This window comes from Desulforegula conservatrix Mb1Pa (genome assembly GCF_000426225.1).
GTDB classification, from domain to species: domain Bacteria; phylum Desulfobacterota; class Desulfobacteria; order Desulfobacterales; family Desulforegulaceae; genus Desulforegula; species Desulforegula conservatrix.
Window position 1 is genome coordinate 1 of the sequence record NZ_AUEY01000078.1, and the last position, 19,234, is coordinate 19,234.

Genomic DNA, 19,234 nt, shown 5'->3' on the forward strand with positions numbered 1-19,234 from the left:
CCTGATGGTGACACTTGTGGCATTGGTACAGATCTCTTGATTTGAGCTCGCAAAATTTCGAACCGCCGCAATTCGGACAACTAAAACCATGCGGCCATCTAAGTCTGAATAATGAGTCTTGGCACTTATCTTCGGTCCCATATTCGGACAGGAATTCGTGAATACTCTTTCCTTTTTGAAATTGGATCATATTTTTTGCCATGCTACACCTCCATCATATCTGGATAATCTTTCACATGCCTTAAGATAAGCATGGCGGAGTAAAAATGGTAATCAAATATCATTTTTATAATGGCAATAAATCCCGAATTTTAAGAAAGGTGTTTTTGCCGGATTGTCTGCCTTATATCGCACACTATAGTTAGATAAATTGGATAGATTCTTCCCTGGTATCAGGGCCCAAGACCATGTATCATACCTATAGTATTTGAAAACATATTCTCCCTTTTTGTATTCTCCTGATGTTTTTTCATTTGACCACATGCTCCAGCCACTTTCAGGATTTGAAAAATCATCAAAAAATATAACTTCTGTATTCTTTGTATCGTTTTCGGTGAGGGGGGACACTTTTGTTTTTTGTGAGTCCTTTTCATCATTATTATTCTGAGGCAAATCTTGGGCAATAATGGTATTTGAAGGTTTATTGTAATCTTGGGCTATGTTATCGTTTGTTGAAACCTTTTTTGAACTGCAACCTAAAATAACAATAAAAAGAGTTATAACGAGAATTGATATTTTTTTCATGCCGTCGGTTCTCCAGGTTAATCGTTATTTTTATTAATAGGGCACTTGGGCTGATTTTTTAAAGATACAAGTCAGAAACTCAACAAGTGTAATGATAGGTTTCTAAATCATTTTATTGAAGATAATTAAAGATGTTTTCGCATTTGATTGATGATTTATTTTGAGACATTGAGCCAATAATTTGATTTTTTGTGATATATTTTTCTAACTCTACTATTTGTTTTCTGTGATGACTCAGTTATGTACCTTTGTTGTAATGTAATCGGGATTGGGAAAGTGCGGGCCTTCGCATCGAACCACAGTTATAGACAGAGGTGGCAATATAATCCCAGATTTAAGTCCGTCGCCTAGTTTGAACTGCTCAGGCGGCTCACTTCGAAGTGGATGTCCATTTTCTCCATCTGCATGCCAAGCATATTGCCGAGGTGAATATTGTACAACCTCAATCTGTCCTTTCAATGAATTACCGTCTGTGTAAGTGCCATTAAAAAGAATCTGATTGAGTCTTATGCGGTCAGCACTCTTGTTGAGAATCATAACTCCCCAGCGTCTATCCGGCCTGAGGACTGCGTAGACTGTCACATCATTCGGAATCTTATTAGAGCTTTTATCCACTTCGACAACCGAAGCCCGGAACAGATGGTGTTGCTTGTTGACAGGCTCAGCCCATTCCTCCACCACCATTTTTGCTCCGTAATATGCTGGAAGACGCCACTTGATCTCACCATCTGATCCTTCCTCGAACATCATCAGGTTGCCCCACAGCTTGTCCTGCTTGGTGCAATCATCCAGTTCACGAATGGGTTTATTGGGTTCGAGTCCGTAATAGAAGGCTGCCTGGCCTCCAAGCATCAAAAACTGTGAAACGATTTCAGCGTTCAAAATGGCCGCAGGAAGCTCCACTTCCGCCCTGCCTGCAAACGATGAATATCCATATTCGGTGATGATCCAGGGGATATTGCGAGGAACTCCTTCCATGTCCAGTCGCTCGAAGGCCTTTTTCATCAGCGTTGGATGCATGATTAATTGATCAGTAGCTGATTCACATACAGAATCAAACGGATACCACTCGAACGAAAAAAAAGCAAAATCATCAAGGCGTTTGCGTTCACGCAGATAGAAAAGAAACCTCTTCATCCATGATCGTTCACCTTTGGGATTGGCGAATGTGTTCCATCCATCCACTTCAGACTGGAAACCAGGCCCTCCTGTGATCAGCGTTGGATCAATATCGTGTATGACTTTAGCTATCTGAAGATAAAGAGCTGCGTAATGCTCTGGGCTGACATTCTGACCGTCAGGCTCCTCTCCCAGCTCAAGCATGCTAATTGGAAAATTCCGGGATTTTAAATATCTGATCATGGCAGCCATGTTTTCTGGCGTGTCATAAAGAACCGCAGCTGGAACCAGGATATGATTGTTTTTTCCAAGCCCGGACATAATTATTTGGTCGAAGCCGGGCTGTACGGTCTTGAGGTTCAGGTCTTTGGCCCTGTGCCAGGGATCTGTTGAAGAGGTGAGTGTAAAGGTCTGAGTCTTATTGGAAGCAGCATGCCTGATGATATCTTTTAATCTGCCCTTTTTATCTAAGCTGCCCATGAAAAGCTCACGGATTGAATATCCAAGTCGATCCCTTACATCATCTGTTTTTGGCCCAGTCCCTGATGAGGCATTCAAAAGGATTCTGACAAAACGAACGGACACCGGGGCGTCACTGAGCCTCAGAAGTACGTCACCGCCCTTGTCATCCTTGATGTGACCGCGATCAAACACCCGCCAGACACCCTCCGACAAATCGTTAATATAATTAGTATCCTTGCCGTCCCAATATTCCACCTGAAAGTCAGTGGCATAAGGCTCGCCCCAGAGAATGTGCAGAGCGTTCACATTGCGACGTTTGCCGAAATCTACGATCACCCATTGAGGATGAAGGGAATTATCCTTACCAGTAAAATGAGAATCAAGATAAGGGTTGCTCTTCCAGAAAGTGCTCTCGTTGCCGTCATCAAGCCTTGAGTATCCATCGTTTCCGGCCTGATCTATGGTATTACCCCTGCGTGGAAGCCGGTAACCAAAGGATTTCAGCGATGGCCTTACAGCCTTGTCGCTCGAAGTCCAGTAGCCTTGTTTGTTTGCCTCATCGCTCCATGATCCGTTATCGTTCCAGTGCCATGCCTCAATGCCGAGTTCGGTCCTCAGACGATAGGCCAGTCTTCTGTAGGCGGCTCCGGACATGGCTTTGATGTTTCCAGGGGAATAGATTCTTTCCAGATCTCCGCCTTCAAGGCCATCAAGGGTGGCCCCGAATGCCTGATCTGGCATAAAAGACGCAACAGGAGTCGAATCATCAATATTTATGGAAAGCCTTTGCCTTTCCGCTGCATATGAATAATCTGCAATCAAAAAGAAAGTCGACAGTACGACTGAACCTGCTATTAATATATGATCTTTTTGAAAACTGTTCACAAGGCCACTCATTTTTATGGAATAATAGTCTTAAACTCCGTATTGCGCCTGATTTGCTCAGCTACTGAATATCAAGTCTTTTTCTCTCCATCGCCATCTGTCTGATATTGCCTATCTCTTTAATACATTTGTCATCCGGTTTGATCCTGTTAGCCTGGGCTATGGCATCTTCTGCTTCCTGGAACATAAAGCTGTATTCGTAAGCAATCCCAAGATTGAACCATGCGCTGAAATTATTGGGATATTTTTTAGTGGCCACTCTGAACTGATCTATGGCGTCGTTCCAGCGGCCAATTTTGCATGAGTTAATCCCTGCTTCAATTTCCTGGATATTGTCATCATTTGAGGCGAATTCTACGGTCACAAGTTCCTTGTAAGGCGCTACAGTCTTTATGAATTCATCCACGACAAGATCAAGCGCCTTGCTGATGAGTGCATCGTCGTCAGGATCCGGCGGAAAATGATCTGTCTCAGAAGTCTCATCTGTCGCTTCCTTTGTGATCATTTTTACAGCCATGAGTTTCCCTGTGGTCATGTCAATCACCTTGAAGTTTGCCGTAACTTTGGCAGTTGCCTTCTTTTTATAGGTGATGTGGCGGACTTTTTTTTCTTTATATTCGTTTTTATCGATGTCGATGTCAAAATCAGCGTATGAGCTTCCATAAACAAGAACAGCCGCGCCTGTCAGTTTTCCGAGCCTGATAGCGCTTCTTTCGTCAACAGCCCCCATTCTTGTCAGTTGCTGTTCTCCCATAACAGTTCCTATGTTCTGCCTTTCGACTACCTGGAAATATCCGTTTGAAAATATCTTTGAAGTCAGAACGTCAGAAGTCATCCTGCCTATGTTGCCCTCGAACTCTCCGATCGTCATTCTCTGCTTGTCCTTGAAGTTTATCTCGGCAGGCTTCATAACTGGTACCTGAACCGTTGGCGCGCAAGCATTTATGAACAATATGCAACATATTATAATTAAAGGGGGAAGTTTAATTGTGTTCATGGCATAGCCTCCTTTAAACATGGTTAGAAATGAAATATTAAATTTTCTGTCTCAATACTTGTCCAAATGGGGAATTTGGATGTTTTAATCATCTGGCTCCACGACTCTTGCGACATCGTGTCCGCATTCCTTGCATATGCCTCTTAATAATAGTGATCTTCCGAGCATTTTCGCTTCATGAAGCTGCATGCAAATGCCGTTTTTACATGAAGGACACCATGTCGTTTCAAGTATCAGTTTTCTGTTTGTTTCATTCAAGCCGTTCCAGCGTTTTTTTGCCGTATCCGTGAACTTTGGAAGAGGTATAACAACCATGAGTGTATCCTTGTGTAATTGATATTTTGAATACTCAGCCTTTATCTGCCGGGGCATTTTTAGTGGAAAAGCTCATAAGTTTGATATCATTTTGTTTTTAATATGACGGCTGGGTGATAAGAAAGCTGAGTTCTTTCCTGATGTTTAAACAATTTTTTGATTAAAATGGAAGTTGTTTTTCAAGTAAAGAGACGTTTAAGGATAGTCGATGGATTTTTTGGGGGGATTTTGAAGGGGGAAACCCTGTAGTCCGTTTCCCCCTATTATTCTTTATCGCAGATTTGTTTTACTTGGCTTCAACTACAGCAGGCCTTCCTGATGGAGTCTGGCACCATCCAGGAGTTACGCTGTCCGTGCATGAGTCGCTTTCAAGATAATCTGTACTCCATCCTGACCAACCCTCGGAATAGTTTCTTATGTTTTCGTACCCCATATAGTAGCCGTAAAGGAAGGTGAGGGCAGAGCGGTATCCGCCGCCGCAGTAAAATATTACTTCCTTGTCGAACAGATTTGAGCCTTCGGCTGCTGTTATGCCGATTTTTTCCCATACTGATTTAATTTCATCAAAGCTGCGAAGGCTTCCGTCCGGGTCTGAGTAAACTGATGAGGAATCATCCGCATCATATGACCATATTGCGCCAGGGATTCTTCCCTTGGCAGCAAGATAGCTGTAACCACTCTTTTTGCCGATGTATTCATCGTAGCTACGGACATCGGCAAGGCTCACATTGGCATTATTGTAATTATTGAAAACATAGTCTGTTGTTGCAATGAATTCAGGTTTTATTGATCCTGTGTATGTTACAGCCAGGGGTTCGTTTATTAATGTCTCGCTCTGGTATCCGCTTGCTGTCCAGTTTTTGTAACCCCCATTCAGATATCTTACGTCCTGAACTCCGGCATATTTGAGTATCCACCAGAGTCTTGCCGCAAATATCGGGCTGTCACTGTAAACTATTACTGTTGTGTCTTCTGTTATTCCCATGCTTCCGACCGCAGCTTTCAGCTCTGAATCAGGAAGAAGGAACCAGCGTGGATAGCCGTTTTCGTAGGTATCTGAGTTTGAATGGAATGCTCCAGGTATATGCCCGCTTTTGTAAGCAGTCGCATCGTCCATTGTTCCCCACTGGGTTTCAAATACAATATACTTGTGATCCCTGTCATATGGATATTCAGGAGGTGCGGCACTTACGCTTCCTTCTCTATGATAATCCATGACAGATTTCAGCCACGAAGGATGAACTATGGTTGAAAAGCGATCTGCTTTTTCCATGGGTTTTGAACTGTCTGCCGCCCAGTCTTTTATTGATCCGTCATAATTGGATGTTCTTTCATATCCCATAAGGCGGGTCAGGAAATAGAAGAAACCGCTGCGAATGCCTACGGTGCAGTATGAAGTTACTTCCTTGTTTTTTGTCACACCGTGGGACTCGAGAAGATTCTGAAGGTTTTCCTTGGAAAGAATTGTTTTGTCAGAATTGTAATACCATGCATAAGGAAGCTGAACAGCTCCTTTAATATGACCTTCGCGTGCTTCTCCGTAAAGCTTCCATCCTATGTATTCTTCGTCTGTCCTTGTATCAACTACAACAAAATCACTGTCGTTGAGACGCGAGGCAATATGCTCCTTGTCCGAGAGTTTTGCTGGTTTTACAGACGCTGTGAAGGTGGTGGCAGGAAGTGTGTTTGTTTTTGTTTCTGGAGTATTAGCACTTGCAATCCATTTATCCCAACCGCCGTTAAGGATGCTTACGTTTGTGCATCCGAGATATTCAAGGGCCCAGAAGAGGCGGCCAGAAGCTCCCCATGAATTTACGGTGTCATCGTAAATAATTATTCTGGAATCTTTTTTTATTCCAGAGCTGCCAAGAATCGCTTCAAGTTCCGGAATGCTTTTCAGATCTGTGTTTGATGTCTCAAGCTGCTGCCATCTGAAATTTATGGCTTTTGGAATATGGCCAGCACTGTAGGCAGTAGCTGTTCTGGTATCAATTATAATGCTGTCATTTGTTTTAAGATCTTCCTCAGAAGCAAGCAGATTGCCGTTGGGATATCCGTTTTTTTGTGATGTCGAGCTGTTGCAGGCTGATACTAAAGGCATCAGCATTGCGATGAACAGAATGACAAAATAAGCTTTTTTGACCTTCATTCCCTTTGTTTCCATTTCCAACTCCGTATGTAAAATTTATTTATTGGCTAAAAGCCGGTTTTTTTAATTTGTTTAATCCAAAAGTTTTTTGCGAAGCTTTTTTTCAAAAAAGCGACCCGCCAAGGCTTTTTTGCGGTTTTGAAGCCTCTTCTATTTTTTTCCCCAGGAAACCATTCCTTCCTCATAGTTCATTGCAGAAGGAAGGCCCGAAAGCTGATGAACGAGCCAGGCATACCCAGACCTGATGCCGCCTGTGCAGTAGAATACCAACGGCTTTGATGCATCTATGCCATTTGATGAAAGCAGTTCCTTATATTCGTTTGGCTGGAGAGGTTTTCTTTCCGGCCCTTTATAGAGATTTGTCCACTCTATTCTTTTGGCGTCCGGGATATGTCCTTTCATCCATTCAAAAGCAGAGCGGTTGTCTATAATGGTTAAAGCTGATTTTTCGGTTTTCAGTTTTTCAGTTGAGATAATAAGCGAGTCCCTGGTCTTGTACTGGTATTTTAGTTCAGGCCTTTTTGACTGGCTGTCTCCTTGTACGGTTTCAAGCTTCTGGTTTGTCCATCCTTGGATTCCTCCATCCAAAAGTCTGGTTTTACCTTTATGCCCAAGCCATGAAAGCGCCCATATAGCCCAGCCTTCGCCGCCCCAACTTGTGTCAGCATCTCCATAGACAACAATTGATGAATTTTCGTCTATTCCAAGATTTCCAAGCTTGGACGAAAGCTCGGCAGGAGGGAAAATTCGATACTCTATTCCTTTATCGTCTGTTCTGGTATATTGCTCCCACGAGAATGAAATTGATCCCTTGATATGACCTTTGCTCCATATATTCAGGGGACGGGCATCAAGTACGATCCAGGATGAAAAGTTTTTTTGAAGATCAGAAGGCTGTATCAAACCTATATCCGCAGCTTTTTCAGGCTTTGTTTCATCTGCTGACGCAGGAGTAATATTCAGGCAGGATATGAGTAAAATGAAGATTATACAAAATGATGATAATAGACATTTGCCTCTTATTATTGGCTTTTTTGTCAGCTTTGTCATTATTGTCTCCTTTGGCCTGCTGTCGTTTTGTATGAAAGCTGATTTGAACATTCCTGAAATAACAGGCGTTTCAGCATTTGTTTTCATGCTTGCCGCTGGCGCTGTTTTTCTCTCTGAAATAAAGAAAATAAAAATTTCGGTTTTATTGATTTTTAGCGTTTCTGTAATAATCAGACTGGTTTTTCTTAATTCAGAGCCAAGTCTGTCTGATGACATCCATCGCTATGTTTTTGACGGCAAAATTCTTCTTTCATCTATGAATCCGTATTCTGATTCCCCATTAAGAGCAGCTGATCTTTATCCTGGGATGAAAAATCTTGCGTCAAGGGTCAATCATCCTGACCTTGTCACCATTTATCCGCCGGCTGCCCAGCTTGTATTCGCAGCAGGGGCGTTTATTGGCGGGATGAATGGAATCAGGCTTCTTATTATTCTGCTTGATTCCTTGAGCATTCTTGTGATGATAAGAATTGCCATGAAAGCAGAAATCCCTTCATCAAGGATTATTCTTTATGCCTGGAATCCTCTTGTTGTCATGGAAACGGCTTCATCCGGTCATATTGATTCCGCCGCTGTCTTTTTTCTGATTTTGTCCATTTACATGTTAACAGCCTGTGCGCCGGACAAAGAAAGCAGGCAGATTTATTTTGCAAGTGCTTTAAGGTTTTTCGCAGCAGGTGTGGCCTTTACGTTTTCATTTCTTATAAAGCTTTTGCCAGTGATATTTCTGCCGATATGCCTGATTTACGCTGGTTATAAAAAAAGCATGATTTTCATTTCAGGCTTTATAGCAGCGGTTATTTTGCTCGTTGTTCCATTTCTGCCTGATATTCAAAACGTCCTGAAAACCCTGGATGTTTACGCAAGAAACTGGGAGTTCTCGGGCTTTATTTTCAGAGAGCTAAGGCAAACGACCGGGAACGGTAATATGGCAAGGATAGTCATAATGGCTGTCTTTGCCTTGTTTGCACTGGGAATCTATGGTCAGGCCTTTCAGAAAAAGACTTCAAATGGATTTGACGCAAAAAGTTTTTTCAGATCCATTTACATTCTTTGTCTGGTATTTCTGCTTCTGACACCGACCCTTCATCCCTGGTATGCTGTTTATCTTGCCTCAATTTTTCCTTTTGTTCCTGGTGCTTCAGGCATCTGCATGACTTTTGCGGTGCTTCTTTCATACAGAGTCCTTATTCCATACAGACTCACAGGGCAGTGGACAGAATCAGACCTTGTTGCCATGCTTATTTTTGCAGCCCCTGTTGTTGCTTCGTCCGCAAACTTTCTGATGAAAGCTATTTTTTATCGGGATTCAGCATGTAAACATAGGAAACTGACCAGTTGACCCCGGCTGAAGTATTTTTACCGTAGATTTCAGGTCTGCACCCGAATTCTATGGCAGCGTTTTTGTCCATTTTGTAACCGACCGCCATGTCGAGCTTGCCAAGGTCATAATTTGGAGATGCAGTCGGATTGCCTGAAATTGAGGCTTCATCGTCCTCATTATTCATGCCGTAGATGCCATCAAGCTTGATGCGCCCATAGCAATTGGCAGAAAAATCCATTCCGAATTCCAAAAGATATCTGATTTCATCAGCTGGCTCTTCAGCCCTGAAACGATAACCTGTTTCAACATTGAAATATGCCGGAATAACAGGGGAGAGGGACTGACCGAACAAAAATCTCATTTCTGTGTCATACTGGCCGTTGCCCATTGGAACCGCATCGTTTTCATCATAGGTGTCAGGAATTTTCACAAGACCCTGGACAGAGAATGCTCCGCCCCTGGTTTCGAGTATCCTGTATTTTGCGCCAAGTTCAAGATCAGAGAATCCGCTGCTTTTGTTTATTATCGAATCATTCTCGAACCTGAGACTTTTGAATGATATGGATCCGTTCAAAGTCAGATTGTCCAGAAGACCGTATTCCACATAATAACCAGCGTTGAGATCTCTGAAGTTTCCATTATGCGCGTAGTCTGTTCTTTCGCTGTCATCATCAAAATATTCATCAGCCGAATAATGATTTGTTGAAAGTTTGTGGTACATTGCGCCTTTTTCCGCTGTCCAAGCTCCTGCAAAACACTGGGAAGCTGTCAGACACGCAAGAAAAATTGAGGCTGCTGCAATTTTAAAATTTTTTCCGGTAAATTTCATTTTCGTACTCCTTGTTAAAAAATATTTTAAAGCCCTATGATTTTTTTGCCTTTTCCGGGGCTAAAATTTCTTTCCCTGGTTATTGGGGATTTGTCGTTCTTTTTGATTTTCCACTTGACCAACAATCTGTTGAGATATGTGAATGGCGCCTTGGAGACCTTTGTTTTTCCTGTAAGTGCTTTTTCAGAATCAATGACAAAATCAATGATGTGGGATGTCTTAACAAGGCCGCCCAGTTTATTTGAGCATCCTGCACAGTAAGTAATCAGATGGTTATTGCCTGCTTCTTTGCTTCTTTTGACTTTCCAGGAATCAGCGAGTTCCTTGTCAAGAAATCCGGCAGCTCCGCCTTCACCGCAGCATAGAGTCCTTTCACGGGAATGCTTCATTTCAGATAGTGTGCATCCTGAAATGGCAGCCATTTTTCTGACTGAATCATGGATTTTAGTGCAGTCCCTTAGAACGCATGGATCATGTATCGTAATACTGCTGCTTTTGAGTAAGGGCTTATCAGAAGAAAATTCTGAATCAGCAAGAACTTCATAAATAGTTATGACTTCAAGGGGAGAACCATAAGAGCTGAAAACTTTATGGCAGTTCGGACATGCCACAATTATTTTTTTAATTCCAGATTCCAGCAGAAATGTCCTCATTTCAGAAAACATGGAATTGAAATAATCCATTCTGCCAAGATCATGGGAGGGCTTGCAGCAGCAGTCCAGGACAATGCCTGTTGAAAAGTCCTTTTTTCTTAAAATATCAAGAACAGCCATTGTGCTTTCTGGTCTTGATCCCGTGAAGGTACACCCCGGGAAAAAGACCGTGTCGCAGTTTTCAGGTATGCTGTAGTATGTAAATAGTTTTGATGTTCCTTTTTTTTCATAGGACAGAATGGGTGAATGGGCTTTAAATGGGGCTATGCCCAAATTTACTGATTCGCACCTCATTGCAAGAAACATGTCTGCTGGTTTGAGCCCGCAAGGGCATACAGAGTCGCACAGGCCGCAGAGACTGCATTCAAAGGAGTATTTCAGATATTCTGAATCACCACTGAGTGACGAGTCAGCAATTTTTTTTGGAGAACCATATTTTTTAAGAAAGTCGCATTCAGCAACACATTTCATGCATTCAGTGCATTTTTCGGCAATTTCTGTATATGAGTCTGAACTATATGACTTTGTTTTAGTTATGTCCGAATCATGCTTTTGAGTATTTCCGCCCATCTAAAACTTCCTGATTACGCTGAATTTATAACTAATATTTTGATATATTTTGTGGCTGATTAAGTAGATAAGCAAATTAGATAAGTCAAATCGATATTATCAATTGATATGAGTATTGTTATAATAATTATCAATAGTCATGAGGTATTTGCGGAACTGACTTTTCATACAAGGCAAACAATCGAATAGACTAAGAACATTGCCTGTGCTATCGATTCGGGCCATGAATACTTTGAATTTAAACATTTGGGTTATAATTCATTTTTTCAGTCTTGCCTGTCTTTCTATATACGGCATTCATCGTTTATGGATGATCTGGTGCTGGAGAAAGGAATGCGATAAAAAAATTGAAACCGCACATGATTCTTTTTCGATCTTTCCTGAAATTACTGTTCAGCTTCCTTTATATAATGAAAAATTCGTTACAAAACGGCTTATTGATGCAGTCGCTTCCTTTGACTGGCCAAAAGATAAGTTAATAATTCAGGTTCTTGATGATTCCACTGACGAGACATCTGAAATAGTGGCTGATTCTGTAAAAAACTGGAAAAATACAGGTGTGAGAATAGAACACCTTAAAAGAATCGACAGAAAAGGTTTCAAGGCCGGAGCTTTGGCAGAAGGAATGAAAAAGACTTCAAGCGGGTTTATTGCTGTTTTTGACGCTGATTTTATTCCTTCCCCGAATTTTTTGAAAAAAACCATACATTATTTTGAAGATGAAAGAATCGGTATGGTTCAGACAAGATGGGATTTCGTTAATTCTGACTATTCCTTTCTTACTAAAATTCAGAAGATCCTTCTTTCTCCTCATTTTGAGATAGAACACCAGGTAAGATTCAGGCGGTCACTTTTTTTTAATTTCAACGGAACAGCCGGGATCTGGAGAAAATCAGCCATTGAAAATGCAGGAGGATGGCAGGCTGATACTGTGACAGAAGATCTTGACCTTAGCTACAGAGCCCAGATTAAGGGCTGGAAATTTGAATATGTGAATGAAATAACTGTCCCGTCAGAGCTGCCCGTCACGCTTTCCGCATTTAGAAGTCAGCAGCAGAGATGGGCAAAGGGATCAGTCCAGACGGCAAGAAAGATTCTGCCAATGCTCATAAAATCAGATTTGCCATTGTCTGTAAAAATTGAATCTTTCATGCATCTTCTGGCAAATTTCGGATGGCTGTTCGGCGCGCTTGTGACACTGACTCTTTATCCGACACTTGCGGCAAGGATTTCTGTCGGCCCATATCAGATCATATGGCTTGATATCCCTCTGTTTGTTTTTTCAGGGTGTGCCATACTTTTTTACTATTTTTATTATGCTCTGAAGACGGGCAAAATGTCTTTGATTTATGTACTTCCGCTTCTTCCCGCATTAAGCATTGGCCTTGCGCCTTCAATAACTTTGTCAGTTTTGCAGGGGCTGTTCAGGAACGGGGGCGAGTTCAAAAGAACCCCAAAATTCGGAATAGTGAAAAAGGGTAGGGAAGGCGGAACGTTTAGTTACGGCCAGTCTGTCATAGCCTATCTGTTATTTGATTCAGCCTTTCTTATTTACGCATCCCTGCCGCTTTTTTTTGCGATAGCAAGGGGGACATGGCCTGCCATTCCTTTTTTGGTACTGTTCCCAGCAGGATTCGCTGTCGTGCTTGTATTGGATTTCTGCTCTCTTGGATTTAGGAATGAATGACTTATAAGTAATTAGGGCGCCTCTAATAATTGCCTTTTTGCGCGTTAGCTGCGTCAGTGCCGTACTCGAATCCTCATTTATAAACGCATAAACTCCGGTTCTCCGTGCGCCGCTTTTTTGCTACCACATCAAAAATTCTAATTCTTAGAGGCACTCATTAATCATGGGCAAACCAACTACTTTCCACGGTTGAAATAAGTCCCAATCACCTTGATTCTTTTTCAACGCCAGTTGTTTACAATTGTTCTTCCCCTGTGTTTCCCTGCAATCATCAGATCAATTTTTGCGTCAAGATCAGATATTGAAATTTCCTCGGCCATTTTTTCAAAATCAGTCAGCTTCCATTCGTTTGCAATCTTGTCCCAAACTTTTTTTCTTTTTGGCATAGGGCAGTTTTGGGAATCAATTCCGATAAGAGTAACTCCTCGAAGGATGAACGGATAAACAGTGAGTGGAAGATCTCCTGACGCCACATTGCCGCAACAGCTTACTGAACCGCCAGCTCTTGTTGATTTTATGGCTGTTGCAAGCATTTCGCCTCCAATGGTATCTATACAGCCAGCCCAAAGCTCTTTGAGTATGGGCCGCCCGCTTCTGTCTACGGCATCTTCAATTGAAATGATTCTTTTTGCTCCGAGTTCCTTCAAATAATCAGTTTCATCATTTAGGCCATTAACCGCGACAACATCATATCCAAGAGCTGAAAGCAGCCTGACAGCTATACTGCCGACCCCACCGGCAGCACCTGTGACAAGGATTTCTCCTGCTTCCGGTTTTATATTGTGCTCAAGAAGACCCGAAACGCAGAGGCCTGCTGTTAGTCCGGCTGTTCCATAGATCATGCTTTCTTTCAGTGAAAGTCCTTGAGGCTTTTTTATGACCCATCCTTCAGGAACACGGATATACTGGCCAAACCCACCGGAAGTATTCATTCCTAAATCATAGCTTGTAACGATAACTTCTTCTCCGGGCTTGAAATCTTTGGATGAGCTTGACTCAACAATCCCGGCAGCGTCAATCCCCGGAGTATGGGGGTATTTTCTGGTTACGCCCTTATTCCCAATGGAAGAGAGGGCATCCTTGTAGTTTAAGGATGAAAACATCACTTTTATCAGGACATCACCTGCTGGCAGGTCTTCCGTGTTCTTTTCCGAAATGTTTCTTATGTATTTTTGATCTTCGGTTTCTGAAACAACCATTGCCAGAAATTTTTTGTTTTCCATGTTAAGGCCTCCATCAGATTAAGTTGCCAGATTTTTTGAAAAAAGACTCGTATTTTGAATGCTTCATTGTCTGCTGAAAATAATTTTTATGAAAGAAGAGATAATTATAATGGCTGAAATAAGCAATATAAAGTCACCGTTTTTTGAATAAAAACTCTTTTCGTCCATCATAACAGAAATCCCCTGAATTGCTGATCTTTCAAAAAGCCGGGTTTGTTTCTCAAGTTTGCCAGTAGCTGAAATTATTGCTGATACACCGCTATTGGCGCACCTTATCATGAATTTCCGGTTTTCAATGGCCCGCATTCTGGCTGCGTCAAGGTGCATTTCAGCTGTTCCTGTTTTTCCGAACCAGTCATCTGCTGAAATATTAATCAGTAGTTTAGCGCCAAGATCCACAGATTTTCTTACATACCCGGGATAAAGGTCTTCAAGACAGATTGAGATTCCAAGATCAAGATTGCCTGCTTTAAAATATGGTTTAGTTTTTCCTTCAATAAATTCATCCGGCGCGCCCTGGAAACTGCCTATTTTAAAAGAACTCACAGCCTTTTCAGCATAAGGAAGAAGTATATTTTTATCGTATGCTAATACTGTTCCGTCGTCTGGGAATATATATGCGCTGTTGAAGCTCCCTTTGGCGCCATTTCTTATACCACCTGAAATCAGTACTGAATTTTTGCCCATAAGAGCTGAAATATCTCTGAAAACTGTCTCTGATGTTGAAGATGACATATTAAGTACTGATTCCGGCCAGACAATAATTGATGGTTTTGAGGCATCAATACTATTAGCAAGCATTTCAGCAGTCATTGATTTGTATGTGCTGAACCTGCCGAAAAATTCCAGGCCTCTCCATCTGTCAGACGGAGAATGGCTTCCCTGAACGCATATAGAATTGATTTCTGAACCTGAACCTAAATCATAATAGCTTTTGAATTTTTTATCAAAACTGCTGATTCTGTATTGGCCATAAATTAAAGGTATTAAGACAAAAGCAATCAGGATTGTTATTTGTCTGTAATCAATTTGTTCCCTGTCATTATAACATGAATAAATCCCCGAAAGCAGCCCTGCACATGATGCGACAATAAATGAAACGCCATATATTCCTGCAAAATCAGCTATCTGCACATAAGGCAGACATGGCATCATCATATAACCCATATTTGCCCAGGGAATGCTTCCTGGTATTATTTCACGCAAATATTCGAAGAGAATCCACAGCGCAGGGGCAACCATAATCCTGAATGCTAAGCTTTCAGACTTGAGGATATTGAAAAGGGCTGAAAAGAGACCATGAAGGATTCCTGATGGCAGGGCAACCGATGCCGTAAAAAAAAGCAAGGCAAACATAGGAGTCTTAGCATAGTGAATTACTGACGAAAATATGATGCCTTTGCCTGCTGCTATTGAAAAAAGAAATCCGAAAGAGGCTCCGGCTGCAATCGTAGCTTTTAGTGATTCTATTTTTGAAAGAGAATAAAAAAATAAAGACAGCCCTAAAATCCCTGCAAATGGGATAGAAAAAGGAGGGAATGAAGAAAAAATCAGAATAATGGAAAGCACTATCTGTAAAGATGATTTTATAATTGGCCGTGTTCCCTTATATGTTCAAAACAGAAATAATGATCTTTTGTGTAGTTCTTGATCTTTGAGGCCTTTTGTAAAAAGTCCCCAAACCCAACAAAAATTAATGCTTTTTTGATAACAAAACGCTTTGGTACATATTCTTATCTAAGCTCTTTATAATACCAAAAAGTTTTTGCGGATCTTTTTTCAAAAAGCGACCCGCCGGAGGAGACTATTAAATAAACAGATTTCAGGTTTTTTCCAAAAAAGCAATATGATATGAGCTTTTGAATTAAAGCCTGTTGCCATTACCTGGTTTTTTATTTAGTTTCATGAATTGTTTTAATGCTGTTAGTCTGAATATTATCGGAATTTTTAGTTTAAATGTCTGTAAATAATAAAAAAATAGTTTTTATCGACAGGGATGGGGTAATCAATTTTGATTCTCCTCAATATATCAAGAATGAAGATGAGTTTGTTTTTATACCTGGAAGCGCGGAAGCTTTCGGGCTTTTAAAAGATAATGGTTTTGAGACGATAATAATCACAAACCAGTCTGTTATTGGCAGAAAAATGGTCACTTCAGAAGGCCTTGAAAAGATTTTTTCAAAGATGCGGACTGGAATTATAGAATCTGGAGGACGAATACTCGACATATTTTTCTGCCCTCATGTTCCTGAAGACAAATGCGGATGCAGAAAACCTGAACCAGGTCTTTTGAATATGGCCAAAGAAAAGTATTCTGTTGATATGTCTGGAGCTTACATGATTGGGGACACTGCAAAGGATATGCTTGCAGCTGAAAGGGCAGGAGTCGGCAGAAAAATTCTTGTGCGTACCGGAAGCGGAGTTAAAACCCTTGATAAGATAAAGTCAGGAGAATTAAATACTCCCGATTATATTGCAGACGATCTGATGGCAGCAGTTAAATGGGTCATTTCAGATGGTACGGGATTAATATGATAACGATTTCAGGCCTGATCGAAAAAGTCACTTATCATAATCCTGAAAATAATTATGCCATTGCCAGATTGAAAAATTCTGCAAACGGAGCGTCGATCACCGTTGTTGGATATCTTGCCGGTCTGTCAGCCGGAGAAAAAATAAGAGCCCAGGGTGCATGGGAATCCCATTCCAGATACGGCGAGCAGTTTCGTATACAGATCATGGAAGTTATTCTTCCCACCAAGGCAGAGGAAATAGAAGCTTATCTCTCATCAGGTATAATCAAAGGATTAGGGCAGTCTTTCGCAAGAAAGATAGTCGATTTTTTTGGGGATGAATCCCTCGATATTTTAGAGAATCAGCCTGCGAGACTCACTTCTGTTCCTGGAATAGGAAGAGCCAAGGCAAACATGATAATCAGCGCTTGGCGTGAACATCATTCCTTTCATAAGTTTTCAGCCTTCCTTGCCGAATCGGGTATCGCGAGCCAGCATGCTGCGAGGATTGCTGCGGTTTATGGGCCAGGAGCGATGGAGTTCATCAAGGAATATCCTTACCGGATATGTGAAGATATCCCTGAAATTGGTTTTCAGGTTGCTGATGAGCTTGCTCTTGCTTCTGGCTTTGCCCCGGATTCGCCTGAGCGTATAAGGGCTTCAATGCTTCATGTTCTTAGAAGCGCTGCTGACGATGGCCATACTTTTTTACCAGAAGACATGCTGATTGAAAAATGTATGGCTCTTCTCAAGTGCACTGAATCGACGGTTTATTCTGCTCTGGAAAATCCACCCGTTTTCGTGAAGATAGACAAGAATCCCGAAGGCGGTCATATTTATCTGAAAGACCTCTATGATGCTGAGTCTGAAACAGCTGACCGTCTCAATGCAATTCTTACTGTTCCGAGTCTGAAAACCATCATAGATGAAAATGAGATGAAGGAGCTTGTTCTTTCACGCCTTGCCATAGAGCTATCCGAAGAACAAAAGGGAATCCTCAAAGAGGTTGTCACTCATAAGGCTGCGATAATAACAGGAGGGCCTGGCACAGGAAAGACAACTCTTATTCGTTCCATATGTGTGCTTGCTGAAAAAATGGGCAGACAGATTCTCCTTGCTGCTCCTACGGGTCGAGCTGCAAGGAGGCTATCTGATGTTACCGGCAGAAAAGCTTCGACAATACATAAGATGCTTGGATACACCCAGGGAGAGGAAAAGTTCGAGAGAAACAGCAGTAATCCTCTTGAAGCTGATCTTTTGATTGTTGATGAGGCTTCGATGATTGACATAGTTCTTATGCACAATCTTTTGAAAGCAACACCCATGACAGCGACCATATTGCTGGTTGGAGATACATTCCAGCTTCCTTCTGTTGGTCCGGGCAATGTGCTTGGTGATTTGATAAAATCTGGCAAGATTCCTTCTTTTCAGCTAACAGAAATTTTCAGGCAGGCTAAGGCAAGCCCTATAATCATGAATGCACACAGGGTCAATAAAGGCTTTTTTCCTGATTTTTCAAAGCCTGAAGAAGATGGGAACGGTCTTTCTGAATTCTATTTCATAAATCAGGCTACGCCCCAGACAGTTGTGAACAGTATTATCGAACTATGCTCAGAAAGAATTCCAAAAAAATTCGGTTTTGACAGGATGGGGGAGATTCAGGTTCTTTGCCCAATGCATAAAGGTGAGGCTGGAACGTTGAATCTTAATCTTCTTCTTCAAAAAGCGCTGAATAAGGAGGCCCAGTCGGCAGATATCAGGGGGATGTCTTTTCGTGTTGGTGACAAGGTAATGCATCTTAAAAATAATTACCAGAAGGAGGTTTTTAATGGAGATATAGGAATGATTTCAGGAATTAATACTTCCACTAAAAAACTCACTGTAAATTATGAAGGGCGGGATGTTGAGTATGACTTTGATGAAGTCGATGAACTGTCTCTGGCTTACGCAATATCAGTGCATAAATCCCAGGGGTCTGAGTATCCGGCTGTTATTATTCCCGTATTATTTCAGCATTATATGCTGCTTCAGCGGAATTTGATATATACTGCCATGACAAGAGGTAAACAGCTTGTCATTCTCATTGGAGATAGAAAAGCCCTTATTAAAGCCATCGGTAACGACAGGCCGGCTAAAAGGCTTTCTAATCTTTCTGTCAGGATAGCTTCTGCTAAAACCCTATGAGTTGAGGCTTTAGGGAGTATTGGTCTTTTGAGACACCCGAATATCATTAATGATTCTATGCTCTGTATTTGGAATATCTTGGCATGTTGCTCGCCGTTTTTATTGTTTTTTTACCGATAAATAATAATTAGCTATACGTCGGCATCATTATGAGGACATTATGCTTTGTAAATTTTTTCACTGAGCTATATGATTTATGCCGGCTCACAGGCCAAAACAATAGGTTCTATAAAATCGTATTGATTTGAATCCTTTTTAGTATTATCCTGTGTTTATTCAAAAAAAGGCCGTCTTTTCTTTGTTTTTAATGGCTCCTCTCAAAAAAACAATTTTAATGCAGTGACCAGAGCAGGGCATAGCTATCTATAAACAAATTGATTTTATTGAAATTAAAGGGATCCTCTAAAAATCAAAAATATATTACTATATAAGTAATAATATGATATATATAAGCCAAGTTAACTCATTTATATGGAGAGTAAATTAGATAATGAAGCAGCTTGGCTTATTTGACTGGAAAGAACGTTATA

At 41.3% G+C, this 19,234-nt stretch carries 15 protein-coding genes; 4 read left to right on the plus strand and 11 right to left on the minus strand.

The genetic code is table 11. The features are described 5' to 3' along the window. The 7 genes from K245_RS0117870 to K245_RS0117900 form a co-directional block, all read right to left on the minus strand. Positions 1 to 202: transposase (locus K245_RS0117870; protein ID WP_027360310.1), on the minus strand; the 202-nt coding region annotated here is incomplete at its 3' end. A 71-nt stretch (positions 203 to 273) separates the two neighbouring features. After that, positions 274 to 744, minus strand: coding sequence for a hypothetical protein (locus tag K245_RS0117875; protein WP_027360311.1), 471 nt, complete (start codon positions 742 to 744; stop codon positions 274 to 276). A gap of 234 nt (positions 745 to 978) precedes the next feature. After that, on the minus strand, positions 979 to 3,210 hold the full coding sequence (locus K245_RS0117880; protein WP_198013923.1) for a discoidin domain-containing protein: 2,232 nt from the start codon (positions 3,208 to 3,210) through the stop codon (positions 979 to 981). Positions 3,211 to 3,271: 61 nt separating this feature from the next. Continuing rightward, positions 3,272 to 4,207 (minus strand): CsgG/HfaB family protein, encoded by a 936-nt coding sequence (locus K245_RS0117885; protein WP_027360313.1) that lies wholly within the window; start codon positions 4,205 to 4,207, stop codon positions 3,272 to 3,274. Between the two features lie 84 nt (positions 4,208 to 4,291). After that, positions 4,292 to 4,522 (minus strand): hypothetical protein, encoded by a 231-nt coding sequence (locus tag K245_RS0117890; RefSeq protein WP_027360314.1) that lies wholly within the window; start codon positions 4,520 to 4,522, stop codon positions 4,292 to 4,294. Between the two features lie 286 nt (positions 4,523 to 4,808). After that, a complete protein-coding gene (locus tag K245_RS0117895; RefSeq protein WP_027360315.1) occupies positions 4,809 to 6,686 on the minus strand; it encodes a sulfurtransferase in 1,878 nt (625 codons plus the stop codon). Positions 6,687 to 6,821: 135 nt separating this feature from the next. Further along, on the minus strand, positions 6,822 to 7,721 hold the full coding sequence (locus tag K245_RS0117900; protein WP_027360316.1) for a sulfurtransferase: 900 nt from the start codon (positions 7,719 to 7,721) through the stop codon (positions 6,822 to 6,824). A 31-nt stretch (positions 7,722 to 7,752) separates the two neighbouring features. On the opposite strand from K245_RS0117900, the gene K245_RS27830 reads away from it, so the two are divergent. Beyond that, the gene (locus K245_RS27830; RefSeq protein WP_198013924.1) at positions 7,753 to 9,063 is read left to right on the plus strand and encodes a hypothetical protein; all 1,311 of its coding nucleotides are present in this window, start codon (positions 7,753 to 7,755) and stop codon (positions 9,061 to 9,063) included. Here the strand turns inward: K245_RS27830 and K245_RS0117910 are convergent. Both K245_RS0117910 and K245_RS25225 read right to left on the minus strand, forming a co-directional pair. Further along, positions 9,014 to 9,874, minus strand: a complete 861-nt coding sequence (locus K245_RS0117910; protein ID WP_035277506.1) for a transporter — start codon at positions 9,872 to 9,874, stop codon at positions 9,014 to 9,016. The genes K245_RS27830 and K245_RS0117910 overlap by 50 nt on opposite strands. Before the next feature lie 26 nt (positions 9,875 to 9,900). Beyond that, positions 9,901 to 11,097, minus strand: coding sequence for a (Fe-S)-binding protein (locus K245_RS25225; protein ID WP_051284348.1), 1,197 nt, complete (start codon positions 11,095 to 11,097; stop codon positions 9,901 to 9,903). A 232-nt stretch (positions 11,098 to 11,329) separates the two neighbouring features. Here K245_RS25225 and K245_RS0117920 point away from each other — a divergent pair, with 232 nt between their 5' ends. Beyond that, positions 11,330 to 12,784, plus strand: a complete 1,455-nt coding sequence (locus tag K245_RS0117920; protein ID WP_198013925.1) for a cellulose synthase family protein — start codon at positions 11,330 to 11,332, stop codon at positions 12,782 to 12,784. 221 nt (positions 12,785 to 13,005) lie between these two features. On the opposite strand, the gene K245_RS0117925 is transcribed toward K245_RS0117920, so the two are convergent. Together K245_RS0117925 and lnt are read right to left on the minus strand one after the other, a co-directional pair. Next, entirely contained in the window at positions 13,006 to 14,007 is a 1,002-nt protein-coding gene (locus tag K245_RS0117925) for a YhdH/YhfP family quinone oxidoreductase (RefSeq protein WP_027360320.1), read from the minus strand. A 63-nt stretch (positions 14,008 to 14,070) separates the two neighbouring features. Further along, positions 14,071 to 15,576, minus strand: a complete 1,506-nt coding sequence (gene lnt, locus K245_RS0117930; protein WP_027360321.1) for an apolipoprotein N-acyltransferase — start codon at positions 15,574 to 15,576, stop codon at positions 14,071 to 14,073. A gap of 387 nt (positions 15,577 to 15,963) precedes the next feature. Between lnt and gmhB the strand changes: the two genes are divergently transcribed. Both gmhB and recD2 read left to right on the plus strand, forming a co-directional pair. Continuing rightward, positions 15,964 to 16,542, plus strand: a complete 579-nt coding sequence (gene gmhB / locus K245_RS0117935) for a D-glycero-beta-D-manno-heptose 1,7-bisphosphate 7-phosphatase (RefSeq protein WP_027360322.1) — start codon at positions 15,964 to 15,966, stop codon at positions 16,540 to 16,542. Further along, positions 16,539 to 18,704: an SF1B family DNA helicase RecD2 gene (gene recD2, locus K245_RS0117940; protein WP_035277507.1), complete on the plus strand. Its 2,166-nt coding sequence runs from the start codon at positions 16,539 to 16,541 to the stop codon at positions 18,702 to 18,704. Before gmhB ends, recD2 begins: the two co-directional genes overlap by 4 nt. The last annotated feature ends 530 nt before the right edge of the window (positions 18,705 to 19,234 follow it).